We start from the raw sequence: 1,176 nt of genomic DNA, 5'->3' as shown, positions 1-1,176 counted from the left end.
CCGGGAGGTTCCTCCCGAGCTGGCCCGGTTCACGGTGACCGCGACGGCCCGGGACCGCAGCCGGGAGGCCGTCCTGAGCCGCCTCGCCGAGCGGGCCGCCGCCGTGCGGGTGCTGCTCGACGCGGCCGAGCCGACCGTGGACCGCCGGGAGACCGGGGACCTGCGGGTGTGGCCGCAGACGCGCCGCTCCGGCGAGCGGGTGGTGGCCTGGCACGGCAGCGTCGGCACCACCGTCACCGTCACCGACTTCACCGCGCTGGGCGAGCTGATGCTCCGGTTGGCCGACCAGGACCAGGTGGAGATCGCCGGCCCCTGGTGGTCGCTGCGGCCGGACAGCCCGGCGCACCGGGACGCCCGGCACGCGGCGATCGCCGACGCGCTGGCCCGCGCCCGGGAGTACGCCGAGGCGCTCGGTGCCCGGGTGACGGCCCTGCTGGAGCTGGCCGACACGGGGCTGACCCCGCAGCCGATGCTGGCCCGCGGCGCGTTCGCCGGCGGCGGCGCGGAGGCCGGCGGCCCGCCCGAGCTGGACCTGGACCCGCAGCCGCAGACCGTGCACGCGGCGGTGGAGGCCCGGTTCACGATCTCCGAGCCGGTGCTGGGCTGATGACGACCGCCGACGTGCTCACCGTCGAGGAGTTGGTGGCGCGGGCCCGCGCTCTCGCCGACGCCGGCCCCCGCCAGTTGCTGGGCATCGCGGGTGCGCCCGGGGCGGGCAAGTCGACGCTGGCCGAGCGGATCGTCGCAGAGCTGGGCGGCGTCGCCCGGCTGGTGCCGATGGACGGGTTCCACCTGGCCCAGGCGGAGCTGCGCCGGCTCGGCCGGGACGGGCGCAAGGGCGCGGAGGACACGTTCGACGTGGTCGGGTATGTGTCGCTGCTGCGCCGGTTGCACCGGCTGGAGCCGACCTCGGTGTGGGCCCCGGAGTTCCGGCGGGACCTGGAGGAGCCGGTCGCCGGGGCGATCGAGGTGCCGCCGGAGGTCCGGCTGGTGGTGACCGAGGGCAACTACCTGCTGCTGCCGGACTACCCGTGGGACGAGGTGCGGTCGCTGCTGCACGAGGCGTGGTTCCTCGACCTGGACGCCGAGGTACGGCACCGCCGGCTGACCGCCCGGCACGAGGCGTACGGGCGGTCGCCGGAGCAGGCGCGGGCCTGGGCGCTGGGCAGCGACGAG

At 77.1% G+C, this 1,176-nt stretch carries 2 protein-coding genes; both read left to right on the top strand.

What is annotated here, in order from left to right; all coding sequences use genetic code 11:
* On the top strand, nt 1–607 hold a 607-nt coding region (locus MCAG_RS10085), incomplete at its 5' end, for an SIMPL domain-containing protein (protein ID WP_050777925.1).
* The coding region (locus MCAG_RS10080; RefSeq protein ID WP_007072858.1) for a nucleoside/nucleotide kinase family protein at nt 607–1,176 on the top strand (570 nt) is incomplete at its 3' end. The genes MCAG_RS10085 and MCAG_RS10080, both read left to right, overlap by 1 nt.

Origin of the sequence: Micromonospora sp. ATCC 39149, assembly GCF_000158815.1 — a bacterium.
Taxonomy (GTDB): domain Bacteria; phylum Actinomycetota; class Actinomycetes; order Mycobacteriales; family Micromonosporaceae; genus Micromonospora.
This window is presented reverse-complemented; position numbering and strand designations above follow the sequence as displayed.